At 62.4% G+C, this 21,182-nt stretch carries 18 protein-coding genes and 1 pseudogene; 10 read left to right on the forward strand and 9 right to left on the reverse strand.

Annotation, left to right across the window (positions count from 1 at the left end; genetic code table 11):
• Positions 1-13 precede the first annotated feature (13 nt).
• From glpD to SPHINGO391_RS06360, 4 genes are all read left to right on the forward strand, one after another.
• Entirely contained in the window at positions 14-1,519 is a 1,506-nt protein-coding gene (gene glpD / locus SPHINGO391_RS06345; protein WP_152008035.1) for a glycerol-3-phosphate dehydrogenase, read from the forward strand.
• Positions 1,520-1,593: 74 nt separating this feature from the next.
• Positions 1,594-3,084, forward strand: a complete 1,491-nt coding sequence (gene glpK, locus SPHINGO391_RS06350; RefSeq protein ID WP_152008036.1) for a glycerol kinase GlpK — start codon at positions 1,594-1,596, stop codon at positions 3,082-3,084.
• 94 nt (positions 3,085-3,178) lie between these two features.
• Positions 3,179-4,072: an alpha/beta hydrolase gene (locus SPHINGO391_RS06355; RefSeq protein ID WP_152008037.1), complete on the forward strand. Its 894-nt coding sequence runs from the start codon at positions 3,179-3,181 to the stop codon at positions 4,070-4,072.
• Positions 4,073-4,195: 123 nt separating this feature from the next.
• A complete protein-coding gene (locus SPHINGO391_RS06360; RefSeq protein WP_152008038.1) occupies positions 4,196-4,567 on the forward strand; it encodes a VOC family protein in 372 nt (123 codons plus the stop codon).
• Positions 4,568-4,900: 333 nt separating this feature from the next.
• Here the strand turns inward: SPHINGO391_RS06360 and SPHINGO391_RS06365 are convergent, their stop codons facing one another.
• From SPHINGO391_RS06365 to pcaC, 9 genes and pseudogenes are all read right to left on the reverse strand, one after another.
• Positions 4,901-6,280: a L,D-transpeptidase gene (locus tag SPHINGO391_RS06365; RefSeq protein WP_193217412.1), complete on the reverse strand. Its 1,380-nt coding sequence runs from the start codon at positions 6,278-6,280 to the stop codon at positions 4,901-4,903.
• A 90-nt stretch (positions 6,281-6,370) separates the two neighbouring features.
• Positions 6,371-7,544 (reverse strand): annotated as a pseudogene (pobA, locus tag SPHINGO391_RS06370) (4-hydroxybenzoate 3-monooxygenase).
• Between the two features lie 5 nt (positions 7,545-7,549).
• A complete protein-coding gene (locus tag SPHINGO391_RS06375) occupies positions 7,550-8,608 on the reverse strand; it encodes a 3-carboxy-cis,cis-muconate cycloisomerase (protein WP_152008040.1) in 1,059 nt (352 codons plus the stop codon).
• 1 nt (position 8,609) lies between these two features.
• Positions 8,610-9,815 (reverse strand): 3-oxoadipyl-CoA thiolase, encoded by a 1,206-nt coding sequence (pcaF, locus tag SPHINGO391_RS06380; protein ID WP_152008041.1) that lies wholly within the window; start codon positions 9,813-9,815, stop codon positions 8,610-8,612.
• Complete coding sequence (locus SPHINGO391_RS06385) at positions 9,815-10,609, reverse strand: CoA-transferase subunit beta (protein ID WP_152008042.1); 795 nt, start codon at positions 10,607-10,609, stop codon at positions 9,815-9,817. Before SPHINGO391_RS06385 ends, pcaF begins: the two co-directional genes overlap by 1 nt.
• Positions 10,606-11,460 carry a CoA transferase subunit A gene (locus tag SPHINGO391_RS06390; RefSeq protein ID WP_152008043.1) on the reverse strand — a complete coding sequence of 285 codons (855 nt, stop codon included), beginning with the start codon at positions 11,458-11,460 and terminating at the stop codon, positions 10,606-10,608. Before SPHINGO391_RS06390 ends, SPHINGO391_RS06385 begins: the two co-directional genes overlap by 4 nt.
• A gap of 14 nt (positions 11,461-11,474) precedes the next feature.
• Positions 11,475-12,101 (reverse strand): protocatechuate 3,4-dioxygenase subunit alpha, encoded by a 627-nt coding sequence (gene pcaG / locus SPHINGO391_RS06395; RefSeq protein ID WP_152008044.1) that lies wholly within the window; start codon positions 12,099-12,101, stop codon positions 11,475-11,477.
• Position 12,102: 1 nt separating this feature from the next.
• A complete protein-coding gene (pcaH, locus tag SPHINGO391_RS06400) occupies positions 12,103-12,843 on the reverse strand; it encodes a protocatechuate 3,4-dioxygenase subunit beta (RefSeq protein ID WP_152008045.1) in 741 nt (246 codons plus the stop codon).
• Positions 12,840-13,235, reverse strand: a complete 396-nt coding sequence (gene pcaC, locus SPHINGO391_RS06405; RefSeq protein WP_152008046.1) for a 4-carboxymuconolactone decarboxylase — start codon at positions 13,233-13,235, stop codon at positions 12,840-12,842. Before pcaC ends, pcaH begins: the two co-directional genes overlap by 4 nt.
• 91 nt (positions 13,236-13,326) lie before the next feature.
• Between pcaC and pcaQ the strand changes: the two genes are divergently transcribed.
• From pcaQ to SPHINGO391_RS06435, 6 genes are all read left to right on the forward strand, one after another.
• Complete coding sequence (gene pcaQ, locus SPHINGO391_RS06410; protein ID WP_152008047.1) at positions 13,327-14,244, forward strand: pca operon transcription factor PcaQ; 918 nt, start codon at positions 13,327-13,329, stop codon at positions 14,242-14,244.
• A 104-nt stretch (positions 14,245-14,348) separates the two neighbouring features.
• Positions 14,349-15,344, forward strand: coding sequence for a sodium-dependent bicarbonate transport family permease (locus tag SPHINGO391_RS06415; RefSeq protein ID WP_152008048.1), 996 nt, complete (start codon positions 14,349-14,351; stop codon positions 15,342-15,344).
• A 13-nt stretch (positions 15,345-15,357) separates the two neighbouring features.
• On the forward strand, positions 15,358-15,669 hold the full coding sequence (locus SPHINGO391_RS06420) for a DUF190 domain-containing protein (protein ID WP_193217210.1): 312 nt from the start codon (positions 15,358-15,360) through the stop codon (positions 15,667-15,669).
• Positions 15,670-15,774: 105 nt separating this feature from the next.
• Positions 15,775-16,545: a DeoR/GlpR family DNA-binding transcription regulator gene (locus SPHINGO391_RS06425; protein ID WP_152011451.1), complete on the forward strand. Its 771-nt coding sequence runs from the start codon at positions 15,775-15,777 to the stop codon at positions 16,543-16,545.
• Between the two features lie 248 nt (positions 16,546-16,793).
• Positions 16,794-17,954, forward strand: coding sequence for an efflux RND transporter periplasmic adaptor subunit (locus SPHINGO391_RS06430; RefSeq protein WP_343200292.1), 1,161 nt, complete (start codon positions 16,794-16,796; stop codon positions 17,952-17,954).
• Positions 17,951-21,094 (forward strand): efflux RND transporter permease subunit, encoded by a 3,144-nt coding sequence (locus SPHINGO391_RS06435; protein WP_152008050.1) that lies wholly within the window; start codon positions 17,951-17,953, stop codon positions 21,092-21,094. Before SPHINGO391_RS06430 ends, SPHINGO391_RS06435 begins: the two co-directional genes overlap by 4 nt.
• The last annotated feature ends 88 nt before the right edge of the window (positions 21,095-21,182 follow it).

Consider the following 21,182-nt stretch of genomic DNA (forward strand, 5'->3'; position numbering starts at 1 on the left):
ACAGGGGACCCCAATGACGGACGACAGGCTCTACGACGTTTTCGTCATCGGCGGCGGCATCAATGGATGCGGCATCGCCCGGGATGCGATCGGCCGGGGGTATTCCGTGTTTCTCGCCGAAATGAATGATTTGGCCTCGGGTACCTCGTCCTGGTCGTCGAAGCTGATCCACGGTGGTTTCCGCTATCTCGAATATTATGAATTCCGGCTTGTGCGTGAAGCCTTGAGCGAACGCGAAGTGCTGCTTGCCAGTGCGCCGCACATCATCTGGCCGCTCAGGTTCGTGTTGCCGCATCACACCGACATGCGGCCTGCGTGGCTGCTCCGGCTGGGCCTGTTTCTCTACGACCATATCGGAACCCGCAAGCTGCTGCCGGGCACGAAAACGGTGGACCTCAAGACTTCGATAATTGGCAAGCCGCTGAAGCCGTTGTTCTCGAAGGGCTTCGAGTATTCCGACTGCTGGGTCAACGACGCGCGGCTGGTGGTGCTCAATGCGCGCGACGCGGCGGATCGGGGCGCCGTGATCCGAACCCGGACCGAGGTGATTTCGGCGGAGCGCAAGGATGGCGTGTGGGAAGTCACGATTGCCGACCGGGCAACCGGTGCGCAGGAAACCGTCAGGGCGCGGCTGATTGTCAACGCCGGCGGTCCATGGGTCGACCGGATCCTGTCGGGCGTCGTCGGCCGCAACGACGCGCATAATGTGCGGCTGGTGCAGGGCAGCCATATCGTGGTGCCGAAGCTGCACGACCATGACCGCGCCTACATCTTCCAGAATGGCGACGGACGGATCATCTTCGCGCTGCCTTACGAAGAGGATTTCACCCTGATCGGTACCACTGACCAGGACTATACGGGCGATCCGAAAGACGTCGCCATCACGGATGCGGAGATCGAATATCTGTGCGCGGCGGCGAGCGAGTATTTCGCCACGCCAGTGAAGCGATCCTCCATCGTCTGGACCTACTCGGGCGTGCGCCCGCTCTATGATGATGGCGCATCGGCGGCACAGGAAGCCACCCGCGACTATGTGCTCAAGCCCGATCCGGCAGAAGGCGCGCCGCTGATCAACATCTTCGGCGGCAAGATCACGACCTATCGCAAATTGTCGGAATCGATGCTGGAACTGATCGAGGAGCGGCTCGGCACGAAATCGGGGCGCTGGACCCATCGGGCCGCTTTGCCGGGCGGAGACTTCGCTGCGGATGGCTTCGACCGGGAGGTTTCGCGGCTGCAACAGGACTATCCGCTGCTCGATCCCGCACAGGCAAGGCGCTATGTCCGGCAATACGGTACAAGAGCGTGGGCCATGCTTGGCGACGCCAAGCGTCGCGAGGATCTCGGGCAGCATTTCGGTTACGGCCTCTATGCGCTGGAGGTTGACTACCTGATAGCTCATGAATGGGCGGTGGAGGCCGCCGACGTGATCTGGCGGCGCACCAAGCGCGGGCTCCGCCTCGACAGGGACCAGGTGGCAGCACTTGATGCCTATATGGAAGAAAAGCAGGCTGCATAGTTTTGAAGCCGGTCCGGGCGGGGTTTTCCCCCGGCTCGAATCCGGCTCATATGAGACCAGCATGGGAGGACAACATGAGCGGATACATTCTCGCAATTGATCAGGGCACCACATCGAGCCGCGCCATCGTCTTTGACGCGGACATGCGGATCGCCGGCACCGGTCAGAAGGAATTCACGCAATTCTATCCGCAATCGGGCTGGGTCGAGCATGACCCGGAGGAGATCTGGAAAACGGTCGTCTGGTCGGTCAGGCAGGCGCTGAAGAATGCCGGTGTCGAGGCCGCGGACATTTCCGCGATCGGCATCACTAACCAGCGCGAGACGGTGGTGGTGTGGGAACGCGAAACCGGCAAGCCGATCCACAACGCAATCGTCTGGCAGGACCGCCGGACCGCATCCTATTGCGACAAGCTCAAGCGGCAGGGTCTCGAGAAGACGTTTACCCGCAAGACCGGGCTGCTGCTCGATCCCTATTTCTCCGGAACCAAGCTGTCGTGGATGCTGGCCAACGTGAAGGGGACACGGACCCGCGCGGCGCGCGGCGAGTTGTGCTTCGGCACCATCGACACCTTCCTGATCTGGCGGCTGACCGGCGGCAAGTCCTTCGTCACCGACGCCACCAATGCATCGCGGACCCTGATGTTCAACATCGAAACCCAGGAATGGGATGCCGAGCTTCTCAAGATCCTTCGGATTCCTGCTGACATGCTGCCGGAAGTGAAAGACTGTGCCGCGGATTTCGGTGTCACCGACAAGTCGCTCTTCGGCGCGGAAATCCCGATCCTCGGCGTAGCCGGCGATCAGCAGGCAGCGACCATCGGCCAGGCCTGTTTCGAGCCCGGCATGCTGAAGTCCACCTATGGAACCGGATGCTTCGCGTTGCTCAACACCGGCGAGGACATGGTTCGCTCGAAGAACCGTCTCCTGACCACGGTGGCTTACCGGCTCGACGGCAAGGTGACCTATGCACTGGAAGGCTCCATCTTCATCGCGGGCGCAGCAGTCCAGTGGCTGCGCGACGGCATCAAGGTGATCAAGAAGGCCGAGCACAGCGGTGATCTCGCGGCGGAGGCTGATCCGACCCAGGATGTTTATCTTGTGCCGGCATTCACGGGGCTCGGCGCGCCGCACTGGGATGCCGAGGCCCGTGGTGCGATCTACGGCATGACCCGAAACACGGGCCCGGCCGAGTTTGCCCGGGCGGCGCTGGAGGCGGTCTGCTACCAGACCCGCGATCTGCTCGATGCGATGCGCAAGGACTGGAAAAGCTCGGGCGCGACGACGGTGCTGCGTGTCGACGGCGGCATGGTCGCATCCGACTGGACCATGCAACGGCTCGCCGACATTCTGGATGCGCCGGTTGACCGGCCGACAATCCTGGAGACGACGGCGCTGGGTGCCGCATGGCTTGCAGGCCAGCGGGCCGGGGTCTGGCCCAAGCAGAAGGCCTTTGCCAAGGCCTGGGCGCGTGACCGCCAGTTCAAGCCGGAGATGGACGACAAGACCCGCAACGCCAAGCTGAAAGGCTGGCGCGATGCAGTGCGGCGGACACTGAGCCAATAGTCCGGTTTCCTGGGCGTTGAGGCCAGGCCGGCTTTAAAGAACGTCGGTATGCCGGTAACCTCCGTCCGACCGGAGCAATAGGTCAGGAGATGTGATGCAGGACGCCAGCCATCGTTTTGTCGACTTGAACGGCCAGCCTTTCCACTATCTCGAGTGGGGCAGGGAAGAGGCTCCGGTCTTGCTGTTCCTGCACGGTTTTCCCGAATACAGCGGAGCATGGGGCGAGGTCGCGTCCCGGCTTGCCGACAGTTATCGTTGCATTGCCCCCGACCAGCGCGGCTTTGGCCAGAGCTGGGCTCCGCAGGAAGTGTCCGCCTACGAGATGCGCGAACTGGTCGGAGACATGGCTGCGCTGATCGATACGCTGGACCAGAAGGTCACGGTGGTCGGCCACGACTGGGGTGCTGCGACGGCTTACGGGCTGGCGATGTTCCGCCCGGAGCTGGTATCGCGGCTGATCATCATCAACGGTGTCCACCCGGCGCCATTCCAGCGCGAACTGGCTGCCGGCGGGGCTCAGACCAGCGCCTCCCAGTACATTCGCTTCCTGCGCGCCGAAGGCTCTGAAGACAAGCTGTCCGCGAATGACTTCGAAAGCCTAATGAAACTGTTTTCCGCGAAGATGGACCTGAGCTGGCTGAGCGGGGAGAGGCTGGAACTCTACAAGGCGGAATGGTCGCGCCCCGGGCGCCTGAAGGCGATGATCAACTGGTACCGGGCTTCGCCGCTCAAGGTCGCGCTTCCGGGCGAGGCACTGAGCGATGTTCCGGCTTTGCGCAAGGACAGGCTGCAGGTGCGCTGCCCGCATCTCCTGATCTGGGGTGACAATGACACCGCGCTGCTGCCGCAATGCATCGAAGGGCTCGAGGAGTACGCGCCAGATCTGACGGTCGAGCATGTGGGCGACGCCGATCACTGGATCTGCCACCAGAAGCCGGATCTGGTGGCGGGGCTGATCCGGTCATGGCTCGAGAGCCAGCCGGGCTAAACCGCAGACCTCATGCCCTCGCTGCCAGTCCGGTCCCATCAATCGGTTTGCCGATTCGTATGTCATGCGTCTACACTTTGACCGAGACGATCCCGATTGCAGATCTCAGGAAGGAACGATGCAATGGAGCTTGGTGCATTCTCCCTCAGCCTCGCCGTCAAGAACCTGGCGGCATCGAGAGCGTTTTACGAGAATCTCGGTTTCCAGGCCTTCGGTGGGGATGCCGCGCAGGGATGGCTGATTCTGCACAATGGCGGCTGCGTGATCGGCCTGTTTGAAGGCATGTTCGAAAAGAACATGCTTACTTTCAATCCTGGCTGGCGCGAGAAGGCAGAGCCGCTCGAAGAGTTCACCGACGTCCGCGAGTTGCAGAAGCAGCTCAAGACCAAGGGCGTCGCGTTCAAGGCGGAGGCAGATGAGACGAGCACCGGGCCGGCAAGCTTCATGATCATGGATCCTGACGGCAACCCGATCCTGGTCGATCAGCACCGCTGAAGAGTGCAGACATCAACTCCTGGTGGTGGGGAGTGTATCCTCGCGTTTCTTGCGATGTTGATTCCGACAAGCTTGGCGAGTACCTGATTTTACTCTCATACAAGCGATTGCGAATGGTTCATGGTAGCGACGGTTGAGTGCGCACGCGCTGTATCGCTTGGCCGCACTGAGATCAGTGTTTCCTGGCCATAATCGGTTGGAGAGGCCGGGCGAGAGGCATCTGACCGACTGGCCTCGCCCTTGCTCGCATCCTGATTCCGTTCAGAGCCCCATGCATCTGCTTTTCAAGGCATTCAAGCGAGTGCGAATATTCGTGCGCGCCGGTGCTTCGCTTTACTCGATGAAACTGACGGTGACGCCGGGTGTGACCATGCCGGCGAGTTCCTCGGCGTCCCAATTGGTCAGCCGGACACATCCATTGCTCTGGGTCTTGCCGATGGCCGAGGGTTCCGGTGTGCCGTGGATGCCGTAGGTCGGCTTGGAGAGCGCGATCCAGACTGTTCCGACAGGGCCGTTGGGTCCTGGCGGAACCTGCAGGATCTTGTCGTTGTTGCCCTGCTTGAAATTGATCTTGGGATTGTAGGTGTAGCCGGGATTGTGGGCCACACGTTCGATGGTCACGTCACCTGATGGCGAAGGCGTGTCGCTGGAACCGATGGTGGCCGGGTAGGCCGCAAGCAGCTTGCCGCCGGCGTCGTAGGCGCGAACCTGCTTGCGGGCCTTGTCGGCAATGATGCGCGTGACCTTTCCGGTCTTCTTCCGACCTGTTGCCACAACCTTGATCCGGACGCCGGGAAGGCTGAAATCGACACCCGGGTTGAGTTCCTTGAGATAGGCTTCGTCCATGTGGAACCGTTCGGCAAGCATCTCCGATGTGGAGGTGAAGGCGAGACGTTCCAGCCGCGCCTTCTCCGCGTAATCGGTGGGAACCGAGGCGATGAACGGCCCGGCGGCGTCCTCGGCGGTGATTTCATAGGTGGTGAAAGCCAGTCCGCCTTCAGCGGCCAGGCGGCTGACGATCAGGTCGGTGTCGGCGGGGTCGAGCCGTTCGCCGGTGGCCTCGAACCAGGCGTCGAGCGCCTTTGCCACATTGGAGCCCATGCGGCCGTCGATGACGCCGGGCGAAATGCCGTTGCGGTCAAGATAGACCTGGAGTGCGGAGACCTGTGCCTTGGACAGGGCGGGAGCCTTCTTTTCAGGCTTGGCCGGTTTTTCGGCACGCGGTTGCGCGGGTTCCTCGACTGCCGGGACTTCGATGATTTTCGGCCGCGTCGGCACGGTTCCGGTCATCGGGTTGAGGTCGCGGCGCTCTATGCGGGCGCGCGGTGCATCGGGAAAGATGTCCTGCGAGGCCTGCTCGCGAGCCGATGGCGGTTCCGGAAAACCGGACTGATCGATGAGGTTGTCCATGCCACGTCGCGTGTCACGCTGGCTGCCGCCGTTCTGCTCCTGATACTGCCAGGCCGGGATCTCGAAGCCGATCACCTGGTTCCAGTTGTCGACGAGCAGCCTGCGGCCCTGGTTGTCAATGATGATCCGCACGGAGCCGGCTTCGGGGATGTTGCGCATCAACTCGCCGTCGACCGTTACAAGGACCATGCGTTGACCGCCGTACCGATCGGCAAAGGCCGGGGCAGCAAATATCGGCGCGGCACTCATCAGTGCCACGGCGAGGAAGGTTGCAGCGGGGCGGATGCGGATCTTGGTCGTCATGTGGTCAACCTGCGGCTTGAGCGACAATAATGTGTCCATCATTGCCATGGTCTGCTGAATGCAAGCTGAACAAACGTTGGAAAACCGGCTTCAGTAAGGCAGGCCGATGTAGTTTTCCGCAAGCGCCGTTTTCATCGCCTCGGAGTCAAGCGTGTAGGCGAGCTCGGTTTCGAGAATGCGAGCTTCGAACGGGGGCCTGCTCGGGAAAACGGTGCAGCATGGTGGTCATCCACCAGGAGAACCGGACCGCCTTCCAGACCCTTGAGAGTGCGAGGCTGGAATAGGCATCGAGCAAGTCGGTGTCGCGCTCGAGGAAATGGCCGCGCAGACCTTCGAACAGGTAGTGCACATCCGAGGCAGCCAGGTTGAGACCCTTGGCACCGGTGGGCGGCACGATGTGCGCCGCATCGCCGACGAGAAACAGGCTGCCGAAGTGCATCGGCTCGGCAACGAAGGACCTGAGCGGCGCGATGGACTTTTCAAATGACGGCCCGGTGATCATGGTTTCCGCCGTTTCGGGGGGCAGGCGGCGGCGCAGCTCGGCCCAGAACTGATCGTCCGACCAGGCCTCGATGCTGTCCCCGGCATTGCACTGGATGTAGTAGCGGCTGCGGGTGTTCGAACGCATCGAGCACAGCGCGAAGCCGCGGGAATGGCTCGCATAGATGAGTTCGTGGCTCACCGGCGGGACATCGGCGAGAATGCCGAGCCAGCCGAACGGATAGACTTTTTCGAAGGTTCGAATGGAGTCTTCGGGAACAGAGCGGCGGCTGGCGCCGTGAAACCCGTCACAGCCGGCTATGAAGCGGCAATTGATGCGGACGTCCTCGCCGTCGATCCGGCATGTGACATGGGGCTTGTCGCTGTCGAAATCATGAAGCTGGACGTCTTCGACCTCGTAATGGCTGATGCCGCCGGTGTCCTTGCGGCGCTCAACCAGATCGCGGGTCACCTCGGTCTGACCGTAGACCATGACGCTCTTGCCGCCGGTCAGTTTGGCCAGGTCGATGCGATGGGTGTCGTTTTCGCAGGTGATGGCAAAGCCGTCATGCGGCAGGCCTTCTGCATGCATCCGTCCGCCTGCACCGGCAGCTTCGAGCAGCTTCACGGTCCCTTGCTCCAGCACTCCGGCGCGAACACGCGAGAGCACATGATCGAGGCTCGAGCGCTCCAGGATCAGCGTCTCGATACCGATGTCATGCAGCAGCTGGCCGAGCAGCAGGCCGGAGGGGCCTGCGCCAATGATGCAGACTTGAGTGGACAAGGTCTTCATGCGGATTTCCCCATGTGTTCAATCGACTGGATGAGAGCGAGAGCTGCTGAAAGGCTGGTCCCGGTGGTCTCGCAGATCTGCGGCAGGATCATCCATTCCAGCATCCAGGCAGCTCCGGAGCGTTCCAATTCGTGGATCTGGGCCTGGTGCATGCCGGAGATCAGCGTGGCGTTGAAACGGGCCATGGTAACCAGACGTTCGGCGGTGACCGGGTTCTGCTTGTGCGGCATGGCCGAAGACGAGCCGCCGCCGGACATGCGGATGTCATCAGCCCCTCGTAACGCCATCAGCGCCACATCCTGACCGATCTTGCCCAGGGTGCCGGTGAGTTCAGACATCCAGTTGGCCTGGGCGATGACTGGACCACGGGCGGAATGCCAGCTGTGCCCGGGCCAGCTGAGGCCCAATTCGCTTGCAATGGAGCGGGCCACGGTCTCGGCGTTGTCTCCCAGCGCCTGGAGATCGCCAACGGCACCTCCGAACTGCAGAATGCCGGTCTGTTCCCTCAGCGCGGATAGCCGTTCGCGCAGGGCCGACAAGGGCTGCCGCCACGTGGCGATCCGGTCGGAGGCATGGAACAACACGGCAGGTTGCATCCTGGTGATGGCCTGGAGCTCATTCTTTCCGCACCGGGTGGACAGTTCGTCAAGCTGCTGCAACAGCGCGTCGAGCCGTTCCGCAAAAATGACATTGACCGATATCAGCGCCTCGATCGTCGCCGTATCCATCAGGTCCTGGCTGGTAGCGCCATGATGCAGCATCGGTTTTGCCGGGCCGGAAACATGGGCGCGCAACTGGCGCACATATTCCGGAACCGGAACGCCGTCGCGAATGCCGGCTTCAGCGATCGCCGCGCCATCGGGTGCGAAGTCGCCGATCTGGCGCGCCAGGTCCTCAGCGTCGGCCGCTGCGACCAGCCCTGCCTTGGCAAGTCCCTTGATCAGGGCCTGCTCGAAACGGGAGAAGCTGGCGAACAGGGGGGCGTCCGAGAACAATTCAGCAATCTTGGGATCGCTGTAGAGCCCCGCCGCCCATCGGTGTTCGCCAGCGTCCATATCAGACCCGCTCGAGGGCGATGGCGATGCCCTGACCGACGCCGATGCACATGGTGGCAAGCGCCAGCTTTTCGTTGCGGACCGCAAGTTCGAGTGCGGCGGTGCCGGTGATGCGGGCGCCGGACATGCCGAGCGGGTGGCCGAGCGCGATGGCACCGCCATTGGGGTTGATGTGCTCGGCGTCTTCCTGAAGCCCGAGCTGGCGCAGGACGGCGATGCCCTGGCTGGCGAAGGCTTCGTTGAGTTCGATCACGCCGAAGTCGGATGGTTTCAGGCCAAGCCGGGCGCAGAGTTTCTGGGTTGCCGGGGCCGGGCCGATGCCCATGATCCGCGGTTCGACACCGGCGGTGGCGCCGCCGAGAATGCGGGCGATCGGGGTCAGCCCGTGCTTCTTCGCAGCCGCTTCGCTGGCGATGATCAGCGCTGCCGCGCCGTCATTGACGCCGGAAGCGTTGCCCGCGGTGACCGAGCCGCCGGCGCGGAATGGGGCCTTGAGCTTTGCGAGCTGTTCGAGCGTGGTATCCGGGCGTGGATGCTCGTCGGTGTCGACAATGATCGGATCTCCCTTGCGGCGCGGAATTTCCACCGCGACTATTTCCTTGTCGAAGCGCCCCGATGCCTGGGCCTTGCCGGCGCGGGTCTGGCTGCGCAGCGCAAAGCTATCCTGGTCCTCGCGGCTGATGCCGAAATCCTCGGCGACATTTTCGCCGGTCTCCGGCATCGAATCGACGCCGTACTGGGATTTCAGCACCGGATTGACGAAACGCCAGCCGATGGTGGTGTCATAGATTTCGGCATTGCGCGAAAAGGCCGTGTCCGCCTTGGGCATGACGAAGGGCGCGCGCGACATGCTTTCGACACCGCCGGCGAGCACCAGTTCGGCCTCGCCGGAGCGGATGATGCGGCTGGCTGCCAGCACCGCATCCATGCCCGAGCCGCAGAGCCGGTTGAGCGTGGTGCCGGGAACCGAGACCGGCAGTCCTGCCAGCAGCGTTGCCATGCGGGCGACGTTGCGGTTGTCTTCGCCTGCCTGGTTGGCGCAGCCGTAGTAGACCTCCTCGATAACTTCCCAGTCGACACCGGCGTTGCGCTCCTTCAGGGCGCGCAGCGGGATCGCGCCCAGATCATCGGCGCGAACGCTGGACAGGGCGCCGCCGAAACGGCCAATCGGGGTGCGGACATAATCACAGATGAATGCTTCGGCCATCAGGCGGCTTCTCCGGTTTTGCCGCCGGAATGGGCGGCTTTGGTGCGTGCATTGAGATCGCGCAGCGTCGACAGCTCGATCCCGGTTGGCGCCGGGGTCTCCTCGAGCTTGTCGGCGAACCGCACGGTCCAGCCGCATTCCGCCTGAACCATTTCGCGCGTCACGCCGGGGTGCATCGAGACCACGGTGAACTCACGTGTTACAGGATCAGGCTTCCAGACCGCAAGGTCTGTAACCATTAGGGTTGGCCCCTTGGTGGCAATTCCCAGCCGCTGGCGATGGTCGCCGCCTTCGCCGTGGCCGAAGCTGGTGTAGAAGTCGATCTTGTCGACCATGGCCCGTTTCGATTGCTTTAGCGTGATGAAGATTTCGCCGCAGGAGGAAGCGATCTCCGGTGCGCCGCCGCCACCGGGGAGGCGGGTCTTGGGTTGGTCGTAATCGCCGATGACGGTGGTGTTGATGTTGCCGAAACGGTCGATCTGGGCGGCACCGAGAAAGCCGACGGTGACGCGTCCGCCCTGAAGCCAGTAGCGGAACATTTCCGGCACCGAGACGGTGGTGACCGCCGTGTCGCAGAGTTCGCCGTCGCCTATCGACAGCGGCAGCACCTGCGGCGCGGTGCCGATGGTGCCGCTTTCGTAGATAAGCGTCACATCCGGCGCATGGGTGAGGCGGGCGATGTTGCAGGCCGCCGACGGTGCGCCGATGCCGACGAAGCAGACATCGGTGTTCTTGAGCGCGCGGGACGCCGCAATCGTCATCATTTCATTGGAGGTGAAGTCGGTGTCGCTCATGCCGCGCTCCTGAGATGTTTGATCCGGTCGGCGAAATCCTCGGGCCTTGCGTCGAGAACATTGTCTTTCATCCAGGCGAGGAACGTATCGCGGTCCGCGGCAATCTTGTCCCAGGCGATGTAGCTTGCATTGTCGCGCGAATAGTAGCCGTGGGCGTAGGACGGATGGGCGCCGCCGGGGACGAGGCAGATGGCGGTGACGGCCCAGCCGGGCAGCACGCAGGCATTGGGGTGGGCGTGGAGATCGTCGACGATCTCCTCGACGGTCACGACCGAGCGCTTGGCCGCGAGCACGGCTTCCTTCTGGACGCCGACAATGCCTTCGATCAGCACATTGCCCTTGCGGTCTGCTTTCTGGGCGTGGATGAAAGTCACATCCGGCCGGATCGCCGGCACGGCTGCCAGTTCCTCACCGGTAAACGGGCAGGTTACCGAGCGGATGTTCGGGTTGACCTTCGCCAGTTCTGCCCCCTTGTAGCCACGGAAGGCGGCAAAGGGCAGGCCGGCTGCACCGGCCTCATAGGCATTGGCCATGGCAGCGTGGGAATGTTCCTCGATCTCGATTGCGTGCGGCCAGCCGTTTTCGACCGAATCGCGCAAGCGCCTGAGCAGACCGACGCCGGGATTGCCGGCATAGGAGAAGATCAGCTTCTTGACCGCGCCCATGCCGATCAGCTGGTCGTAGACCACATCGGGGGTCATCCGGACCAGGGTGAGGTCCTTGATCCCCTGGCGCAGCGCTTCATGGGCGCTGGCATGGGGAATAAGATGGGTGAACCCCTCGAACGCGGCGGTGTCGCCGGAGTTGAGGTTTTGCGCTACCGCCTCGGACAGCGTCATGAATTGTGCCATGGCCTGCTTCTCTTTCAGATATCGAAGAACACGGTTTCCTGCGGACCCTGCAGGTGGATGTCGTGGCTGTATTTGCCGTTGCCGCCCTTGGCGAGCAGCGTCGCTACCCGGTCCTTGTGCTCGAAACGCTCGAACACCGGGTCGGCGGCGTTGGCGTCGGCCTCGTCCTCGAAATAGATCCGGGTGTTGAGGCCGAGATTGATGCCGCGTGCGACAATCCAGATGTTGATGTGCGGCGCCTGCAGGCGTCCGTCGGTAAACGGAACGCGGCCGGGCTTGATCGTCTCGAAGCGGAAATGGCCGGTGGTCTGATCTGCGGCGCAGCGTCCCCAGCCGGTGAAGGCAGGATCGGCGGTTCCGCGAGGCTCGGCGGGGCTGTTGTACAGACCGTCGGCATCCGCCTGCCAGATTTCCACCAGCACATCCTTGAGCGGCGTGCCAGCGCCGTCGAAGACGCGGCCTTCGACAGTAATGTGCTCGCCGCTGGTCTTGTCGTTGACCATGGCGATTCCGAGGTCCTGATCGTAGACGCCCTCAATGCCGCAGAAGTTCGGCGTCAGGCCGATATGCACGTAGGGACCAGCAGTCTGCGACGGCGATTCCTTGAAGGGGTAGAGCGGTCCCGGTGTCACATTGGTCATGTCAGTTGCCCTCCAAGCGGTTTTCGAACAGGGTCGAGCGGCTGCCGCGCAGAACGATGTCGAAGCGATAGGTCAGCGAATCCATCGGCGCGGAGGCATCCATATCGAGCCGGGCGACCAGCATGTCGATGGCTGCCGGATCATTGATGGTGCGAACGATCGGGCAGCGCGGGATCAGCGGATCGCCCTCGAAATACATCTGTGTGATCAGGCGCTGGGCGAAGGCCTGGCCGAAGACCGAAATGTGGATGTGCGCCGGACGCCAGTCGTTCGGACCGTTCGGCCACGGGTAGGGGCCGGGCCGCACGGTGCGGAAGGCATAGGTGCCGTCATCGCCGGTCACGGTCCGTCCGCAACCGCCAAAATTGGGGTCGAGCGGTGCCAGATAATTGTCCTTCTTGTGGCGATAGCGCCCGCCGGCATTGGCCTGCCAGAATTCGAGCAGGACATTGGGAACAGGCTGCCCCCGTTCATCCATCACCCGTCCCTGGACGACCACGCGTTCGCCGATGGCGCTCATGCCGGGTTGGGCGAAATTGAGCGTCAGATCGTTGTCGAGCGGCCCGATCAGGTCGTGGCCGAAGGCAGGGCCGGTGGTTTCCGACAGCGTGTTGGCGAAAGCGATCAGCGGTCGTTGGGGTGCGCGAAGCACCGACGACTTGTAGCCCGGTGCGTAGGCTTGCGGATGCCATGCCCGGTCCCTGGGGAAGTAATTGGCTGCTTGTGGCCTGCTGTTTTTCATGCCCCGGATCCTCCCGATGTGGACTTCATCTCCGCCAGTGTTCGCTTTGCAATGCGAAAGGCGGTGTTTGCCGCAGGCACGCCGGCGTAGATCGCCACGTGCATCAGCGCCTCGCAAATGTCTTCTTCCGTCGCGCCGGTGTTTGCCGTGGCGCGGACATGCATGGCGACCTCTTCCTCATGGCCGAGGGCAGCCAGCAGCGCAATGGTGACAATCGAGCGATCGCGCTTGCTCCAATTGGGGCGCGACCAAAGGCCTTCCCATGCGCTTGCGGTGATCAGGTCCTGAAAGGGGGCATCAAAGGTGGTCTTCGCCGCTATTGCACGGTCGACATGGGCGTCACCCAGCACCGCACGGCGTGTGCGTTCACCACTGGACTTGGTTTCCGTCATGAGTTCCTCCCCGCCAATCCATGAACAGGTTTACATATTGGAATGGAAATGAATAATGATTTTTTATCGCAATAATTATAGCGACTTCGATATGGATATTTCACGACGCATCAAGATCCGCCATCTGGAGGCTTTCGTCGAAGTGGCCCGGCAGAAGAGCGTCGGCCGGGCGGCGATTACCCTGTCGCTGACGCAGCCGGCGGTAACGCGCACCATTCGCGAACTGGAGCAGATCGTCGGCACGCCGCTGATCGAGCGGGATGGCCGCGGCATCCGCCTGTCCCATCAGGGGGAAGTTTTCCTGTCCCATGCCGGTTCTGGGCTTGCGGCGGTGCGCGGCGGCATCGCGGCGCTTGCCAATGTGGCCACGGTGGCCGGGCCACCGGTGCGCATCGGGGCGCTACCGACCGTGTCCGCCACCATCATGCCCGGGGCCGTGGCTGATTTCCTGGCATCCGGCCTGAAAAGTCCGCTGATGGTGACAACCGGGGAAAACCGGGTTCTGCTTGACCAGTTGCGCAAGGGCGATCTCGACCTGGTGATGGGCCGGATGCCGGCGCCCGAAAACATGGCAAGTCTGCGCTTCGAGCAGCTTTACCGCGACCGGGTGGTGTTCATTGTTTCCAGCAGGCATCCGCTGGCGGGACAGCGGCAGGTGGCGGCGGATATTCTCTCCCGTCATCCCGTGCTGGTTCCTCCGGCGGGTTCGATCATTCATCCCTTCGTCGAGCGGGTGATGCTGGAGCAGGGCATGGCGCCGCCGGTCCAGGCGGTGGAAACCGTTTCGGACAGTTTCGGACGCGCCTTTCTGCGATCCACGAACGCCATCTGGATCATCTCGCGCGGCGTGGTCGCGGCGGAACTCGGCTCCGGCGAATTCGTCGAATTGCCGATCGACACGGGCACCACCATGGGGGCGGTGGGGCTGATCACCCGCGAGACGGACCGGCCGCATGACGCCGCCCTGTTCTTTGCGGATATCCTCCGGCGGCGCACCGCGCTGGGCTGAAATGCACCCGAAACGAGGTTTGAGTTGCAACAGGCTGGAACTTCCGGCCCATTGTCGCTAAACGCGGTGCCAGAAGGGGCAGTCAAGAGGGGCTTTGACGTTCAATGCAAGATGTTCTGGCGCTGGCGAGCGCGAACCTGCTGTCACCGGCGGTGCTGTTTTTCGCGCTCGGTTTCCTGGGCACGATAGCCGGTTCGCATCTGACATTGCCCGAGGCCGTGGCCAAGACATTGTCGATCTACCTGATGCTCGCCATCGGCTTCAAGGGCGGCGTGGCGGTCAACGAACACGGTCTCGGTGTCGACATCGTGCTGGCGCTGGTTGCGGGCATCGTGCTTTCTGCGCTCATTCCACTGGTGGCTTTCGGGCTGCTGACTGTGATGGCCCGGCTCGACCGGGTCGACCGCGCGGCGGTGGCCGCCCATTACGGCTCGATCTCGATCGTCACTTTCGTGGCGGCAAGCGAGGCGTTGCGGCTGGCAGGCCTGAGTTTCGAAGGCTACCTGGTCGCCGTCGCCGCTGTCATGGAAACACCGGCGATCCTTGTCGCGCTCTATCTCGCCCATGCGGGCCGGTCGGGAAGCGGTTCCGCGAGCAAGGCTGGCGGGCGGCAGGAGGGGCTGATGACCGAGGTGATGCTCAATTCATCGGTTGTCGTGCTTGTGGGCTCATTCGTCATCGGCTTTCTGGCGGGACCCAAGGGGCTCGCCGATATCGGTCCGTTCATCGTCGATCCCTTCAAGGGCGTTTTGTGCCTGTTCCTTCTCGACATGGGCGCGGTCGCCGGACGCGGAATCCGCTCGGGATGGAAGCACATGAGCCCGGGCCTGGTGCTGTTCGGCCTGCTGATGCCCTATGTCGGCGCGGTGTTCGCGATGGCCGCCGGGCTTGCAATCGGCCTGTCGACCGGCGGTGTGGCGCTGTTGATGGTGCTGGGGGCTTCAGCCTCCTACATCGCCGTGCCGGCGGCGCTGCGCCTGGCTCTTCCGGAGGCGCGGCCTTCGATCTATCTTACCTTGTCGCTGGGTATAACCTTCCCGATGAACCTGACCATCGGCATACCTGCCTATATCGCCCTGGCTCAGATGGCGGCCGGCTAACGCGGAGATGACCATGCAAACTTTTGCGAAGAAACAGATCCGGATCATCTGCGAACGGCCCATCCTGAAGAGAGTGCAACGTCATCTCGCCAGCGCCGGCGTGAAGGGATACACGGTGTTTCCGGCGCTTTCAGGGTCTGGATCGGAGGGCGATTGGGACCGGGAAGGCATGATTGGCGATGCCGGCCAGATGGTGCTGGTTGTCGTGGTGCTCGACGAGGAGGATCTCGATCGTGTGCTCACCGATATCTTCGACGTGGTCAGTCCGCAGATGGGGGTGATCACCATCTCCGACGTCGAGGTGGTGCGGCCCGACCGTTTCTGACCGGCACTGGACAACTCGACACCGTCGTCCCCGTCCGCATTGTGATTTTCGTTTCTTTCGTTTTAGACTGGATGCGAAACAGGTGAGTCCGGAAAAACGATGCTGATGTACCTTGCACCACGCCACACGGAAATCATTGAACTTGCGAAGACCGAGGGCAGGGTCCTTGTCGATGATCTGGCCCAGCGCTTCGATGTGACGCCGCAGACCATCCGCAAGGATCTCAACGATCTGTGCGAGCGGCAATTGCTCACCCGCATTCATGGCGGCGCCGTCATTCCGTCGAGCACCCAGAACATGGAGTATGCGCAGCGCGGCAAGATTGCCGCGGAGGAAAAGCAGGCGATCGGTGCTGCCGCGGCGGCACTTATTCCCGACAACGCCTCGCTGTTCATCAATATCGGCACCACGACCGAGGCCGTGAGCCAGGCCTTGCTTCGCCATGGGCGGCTGATGATCATCACCAACAACATCAATGTCGCCAACAGGATGCGCCCCTACACCCAGTTCGAAGTGGTGATCGCGGGCGGCGTGGTGCGCGCGTCGGATGGCGGCATCGTCGGCGAGGCCGCGGTGGACTTCATCCGCCAGTTCAAAGTTGATTACGCGGTGATCGGCACTTCGGCGATCGATCCCGACGGCGCGCTGCTCGACTATGATTTCCGGGAAGTGAAGGTGGCGCAGGCCATTATTGCGAATGCGCGTCAGGTGATCCTTGTGGCGGACTCGACCAAGTTCGAACGGACAGCGCCTGTCCGCATCGGTCACCTCGAGCAGGTCGACACCTTCGTCACAGATCAGTGTCCGGATGACAGGGTGCGGAAGATCTGCCGCGATTTCGATGTCGAGCTGATCGAGACCATGCGGCTGCCCTAGTTCGGCAGATGGCAGGGCCGGCGCGCCTGAAGTGCGGTTGATATTTGAGAACAGCTATATGTTGCAGTGAAGCCACGGCCAAAGAACAATGGCCCCGCAGCGGCCATTTCTTGGCCATTGTGCTTTTTCGGACTTGGCTAAGTCACTATATAGCAGCAGCCGCAGCTATCCGACCTTAGTCGAATAGTCCCCGCCATGCGCGGTTTTTGGGTGGCGCATTTACGACCGTGCCTTTGCGCGGAAAAAGTTTGAAAGCAGGTATCATGGCCAAGCCAAGGTTTCATACCGTCGCAGCATTCGTGGTGCTGGCTGTGTCCGCCGCATGGGTGCTGACGGGCGAGTTCTCGTCAATCGGCAGTGCTGCAAATGATGTTTCGGGTGATGAGCCGAAGCCGGTGCAGGCCGAAGCCGCGCCGGAGAAGGTGCTGCGGACCGTCGCGGTGCTGAAGCCGGATTTCATCGAGCATAACCGTATCATCCGGATTTCCGGAGTGACCACGCCTGACAAGCGCACGACGCTCGCAACGCGCAGCGCCGGAATCCTGGGCGAGCTCAAGGTGAAGAAGGGTGACACGGTCCAGGTCGGCGACGCGGTGCTGATCCTTGAAGCGGCCGAGAAGCAGGCAATGGTGGATACCGCCAGGGCCTTGCTCGACCAGCGTGAGAAAGAAGCGGAAAACATCGAGCGTCTGGTCAAGGAAGGTATCTCGCCGACCACACAGAGCGACAGCGCCCGTTCGGCTCTGGCCTCGGCGCGCTCGCAACTGGAGACGGCACAAGCCGAACTCGATCGGCTGACCGTTGTTGCACCGTTCTCCGGCATTATCGACCAGGTGATGGTCGAGGAGGGCAGCTGGCTGCCTTCGGGCGAAGCGGCGGCGGTGCTGTTGCAGCTTGATCCGGTGGTGGCGCTCGGTGAAGTGAGCGAACGGGAAATCTCACAGGTGAAAGTCGGTAGCGAGGCCGATGTGCGCCTGATCAGCGGCGATATCGTTTCCGGCATCGTGCGCCATGTCAGTCTCGAGGCGACATCGGGCACCAGGACGTTCCCGATCGAGGTCGCGATTGCCAACCCGGACCGCAAGATACCCGCCGGCATGACCGCGGAAATCATGATCAAGTCCGAACCCGTCAGAGCGGTCCAGCTGCCGCGCTCGGTGGTGACGCTGGACGCCGCCGGCAATCTCGGCCTGCGCATTCTCAATGGCGACGGCACTGTCGGTTTCGTGCCGATTGACCTGATCGACGATTCGCCCTCGGGCCTGGTGCTGAGCGGCGTGCCGCAGGACGCCCGGATCATTGTTGCGGGGCAGGACCTCGTCAGCGACGGTGAAACCGTCAATGCGGTGGCCGCCGACAACAGCCTGATCACCGGTGCGACCGGCGACATGGCGGAGCAATCGCAATGAATTTCGTCGACGTCGCGATCCGCAATGCGCGACTGACGCTGGCGGTGTTGCTGTTCCTGATCGTTGCGGGAACGATGTCCTATATCTCGATTCCGAAGGAAGCCGAGCCGGACATCCAGATCCCGATCATCTATGTTTCTCTGCACTATTCGGGCATTTCTCCGGAGGATTCAGAGCGGCTGCTGCTCCGGCCGGTCGAGACCAAGCTCAAGAACATCACCGGCATCAAGGAGATGCGGTCGACCGCCTATCAGGGCGGCGGCAATGTGGTCATCGAATTCATGGCCGGTGCCGATCTTTCGAAGGCGCTGGATGATGTCCGCAACAAGGTTTCAGATGCCAAGCCCGACCTGCCGCAGGGTGCCGACGAGCCCACGGTCAACGAGGTTAATATCTCCGAGTTTCCGGTTCTGGTGGTCACGCTTGCGGGCGATGTGCCCGAGCGTGCACTGACCCGCGCGGCACGCGAACTTCGCGACCGGATCGAGGAAGTCAATGGCGTGCTCGATGCTTCGCTGCAGGGTGCGCGCGACGATCTGGTCGAGGTGATCATCGATCCGGTCAAATTGCAGTCTTACGGGATGCAGCTTGACCAGCTGATTGCCGGGGTCAATGCTTCCAATTCCGTGGTTGCCGCCGGTGCTCTTGAAGGCGTCGAAGGCCATTATGCGGTCAAGGTTCCTCTCCTCATCGAGACTGCCGAAGATGTTGCCAACCTGCCGATCATAGCGGGGTCGAACGCAGTGGTGCGGGCGCGCGATCTCGCCACCATCCGCTCCACCTTCAAGGATGCGGAAACCATCACCCGGCTCAACGGCAAGCCGGCAATCGCCATCGAAGTGTCCAAGCGGACGGGCGCGAACCTGATCGAGACCGTGGATGCGGTGAAAATTGTCGCTAACGACTTCAAGGCGCTGCTGCCGGAAGGCGCTGTCGTCGGCTTCAGCCAGGACAAGTCGACCTCGATCCGGCAATTGCTGAGCGACCTGCAGAACTCGGTGCTGACCGCCGTCATCCTGGTGTTCATCGTCATCCTTTACGCGCTTTCGGGCCGGGCCTCGCTGCTGATCGGCTTTGCCATTCCGGCGTCGTTCCTGATGGGCATCCTGGCGCTGTCGCTTGCCGGGCTGACGGTCAACATCGTCGTGCTGTTCAGCCTGATCCTGGCGGTGGGCATGCTGGTCGATGACGCGATCATCGTCACCGAGTTCGCCGAACGCCGGATGAGCGAGGGCATGCACCGTAAAGAGGCGTTCTCGCTCGCGGCCAAGCGCATGGCGGGGCCGGTTGTGGCGGCGACGCTGACCCGTGTCGCCGCGTTCTCGCCGCTCTTGTTCTGGCCGGGCATGGTCGGCGAGTTCATGAAATACATGCCGATAACGCTGATTGCGACGCTGTCGGCATCGCTGCTTTACGCCCTCGTGTTCACGCCGACGCTGGGCGCGATGTTCGCCAAGCCGATCGTCGAGGACGGGCCCAAGCGCGACGGGCTCTACATGCGGTTCGTGGCGCGGGCGGTCAGGCATCCGTTCCTCGTTGTTTTCTTCACCATGGCGGCACTGATCGTGGTGCCGGTGGCCTACGGCAAGTACGGCAATGGCGTCGAGTTCTTCCCCGATGTCGAGCCCGATTACGGCCTTCTCTACGTTCATGCGCGGGGCAACCTGTCGCTTGATGAGAAGGATGCCGCGGTTCGCATGGTGGAGAACAGGATTATCGGCTGGCCCGGCCTGACAAGCGTGTATACTCGCGTCGGCAATGTCAGTGGCGGCGGCAATGATGTGGCCGCAGACGTCGTGGGCGTGATCCAGTACGAATTCGTCGACTGGCGCGAGCGCAAGCCCGCGGGTGAAATTCTCGATGATTTCCGGCGTGAACTGACCGGTTTCCCGGGCGTCGATATCGAGGTTCTGGTGCCCGAGGGTGGTCCGCCGACCGGCAAGGCCATCCAGATCCAGTTGTCGGCAGTCGATCCGGCCGGCCTCTCCGACGTGGCGCGGCAGGTTGCAGCGCAACTCGAGCAGACGCCGGGCGTGATCGACATTTCCGACGGGTTGCCGCCGCCAGGCGTCGACTGGGAAATCAGGGTCGACCGTTCGGTTGCCGCGCGCTACGGCATAGGCCCGGCCTCGGTCGGAACGGTCGTGCAGCTTGTCACCACCGGGCTGAAGCTGACCGACTACCGGCCGGCGGGCGCCGACGATGCGGTCGATATCAGGCTCAGGCTGCCGGAGGACCGGCGCACGCTTGCCACGCTCGACGATCTCAGGATCGAAACCAGCCAGGGTTCTGTCCCGATCTCGAATTTTGTAACCCGGGAGCCTGCGGCAAGTGTTGGAACGCTCACCCGGATCGACGGGGTGCGGACGATCACCGTTTCTGCCGGGATAGCCGAAGGTATCCAGGCCGATCCGTTGCGTCAGGGTATCGTCGCAGAACTTGAGAAGGCCGATCTCAATGCCTTGGGCATCCGCTGGAAGCTGGCGGGTGAAGATGAAGAGCAGAAAGCCGCGGGAGAGTTCCTGAGCAAGGCCGCAGCTGCTGCGGTGTTCCTGATCTTTGTCGTGTTGCTGGCCCAGTTCAACAACTTCCTCTCCGTGGCACTTGTGCTATCGGCCGTGGTCATGTCGACCATCGGGGTTTTCCTGGGGCTTCTGATCACCGGACAGCCGTTCGGGATAGTCATGACCGGTATCGGCGTGATTGCGCTTGCCGGGGTGGTGGTCAACAACAACATCGTGCTGATCGACACCTATGATCATCTCAGGCGCGAGGGCAGCGACAAGCTCGACGCTATTCTCGAAACCTGCCGCGAGCGAGCACGGCCGGTGGTGCTCACCGCCGTCACCGCCATCCTGGGCGTGCTGCCGATTGCCTTTGGCTTCAATCTCGAACTGATGGCGCACGAGACCACCTATGGCGCGCCGTCGACCCAATGGTGGATCTCGCTGTCGAGCGCCATCGTCTTCGGACTTGCGTTCTCGACCATCCTGACGTTGGTGGTGACGCCATCCCTGCTGATGATCGTCACCCGTTCGAAGGACAGCAAGGTGATCGCCTGGTGGCAGCGCATGAAGGCGCGTGTCGGCCTTGGGAACAAGCGCGATCTGCCAGCGGCAAGGGGTGAAGCTGCCGAATAACCAATCTTTGCCCATGCGGCGAAACGCTTTCGAGGACGCCCGGATGCAGCCATCCGGGCGTCCTTTTGTTTTGAGGGCTGTTGTCCTG

The organism is Hoeflea sp. EC-HK425 (assembly GCF_902498795.1).
Taxonomy (GTDB): Bacteria; Pseudomonadota; Alphaproteobacteria; order Rhizobiales; family Rhizobiaceae; genus Hoeflea; species Hoeflea alexandrii.

Excerpts from the sequence above, each read along its gene's own strand:
- glpK (WP_152008036.1), top strand. The coding sequence starts at position 1,594 with ATGAGCGGATACATTCTCGCAATTGATCAGGGCACCACATCGAGCCGC.
- SPHINGO391_RS06390 (WP_152008043.1), bottom strand. The coding sequence starts at position 11,460 with ATGGCACAATTCATGACGCTGTCCGAGGCGGTAGCGCAAAACCTCAAC.
- SPHINGO391_RS06435 (WP_152008050.1), top strand. The coding sequence starts at position 17,951 with ATGAATTTCGTCGACGTCGCGATCCGCAATGCGCGACTGACGCTGGCG.
- pcaC (WP_152008046.1), bottom strand. The coding sequence starts at position 13,235 with ATGACGGAAACCAAGTCCAGTGGTGAACGCACACGCCGTGCGGTGCTG.
- pcaF (WP_152008041.1), bottom strand. The coding sequence starts at position 9,815 with ATGGCCGAAGCATTCATCTGTGATTATGTCCGCACCCCGATTGGCCGT.
- glpD (WP_152008035.1), top strand. The coding sequence starts at position 14 with ATGACGGACGACAGGCTCTACGACGTTTTCGTCATCGGCGGCGGCATC.
- pcaH (WP_152008045.1), bottom strand. The coding sequence starts at position 12,843 with ATGAAAAACAGCAGGCCACAAGCAGCCAATTACTTCCCCAGGGACCGG.
- SPHINGO391_RS06415 (WP_152008048.1), top strand. The coding sequence starts at position 14,349 with ATGCAAGATGTTCTGGCGCTGGCGAGCGCGAACCTGCTGTCACCGGCG.
- SPHINGO391_RS06385 (WP_152008042.1), bottom strand. The coding sequence starts at position 10,609 with ATGAGCGACACCGACTTCACCTCCAATGAAATGATGACGATTGCGGCG.
- pcaQ (WP_152008047.1), top strand. The coding sequence starts at position 13,327 with ATGGATATTTCACGACGCATCAAGATCCGCCATCTGGAGGCTTTCGTC.
- SPHINGO391_RS06420 (WP_193217210.1), top strand. The coding sequence starts at position 15,358 with ATGCAAACTTTTGCGAAGAAACAGATCCGGATCATCTGCGAACGGCCC.
- SPHINGO391_RS06360 (WP_152008038.1), top strand. The coding sequence starts at position 4,196 with ATGGAGCTTGGTGCATTCTCCCTCAGCCTCGCCGTCAAGAACCTGGCG.
- SPHINGO391_RS06365 (WP_193217412.1), bottom strand. The coding sequence starts at position 6,280 with ATGACGACCAAGATCCGCATCCGCCCCGCTGCAACCTTCCTCGCCGTG.
- SPHINGO391_RS06355 (WP_152008037.1), top strand. The coding sequence starts at position 3,179 with ATGCAGGACGCCAGCCATCGTTTTGTCGACTTGAACGGCCAGCCTTTC.
- pcaG (WP_152008044.1), bottom strand. The coding sequence starts at position 12,101 with ATGACCAATGTGACACCGGGACCGCTCTACCCCTTCAAGGAATCGCCG.
- SPHINGO391_RS06375 (WP_152008040.1), bottom strand. The coding sequence starts at position 8,608 with ATGGACGCTGGCGAACACCGATGGGCGGCGGGGCTCTACAGCGATCCC.
- SPHINGO391_RS06425 (WP_152011451.1), top strand. The coding sequence starts at position 15,775 with ATGTACCTTGCACCACGCCACACGGAAATCATTGAACTTGCGAAGACC.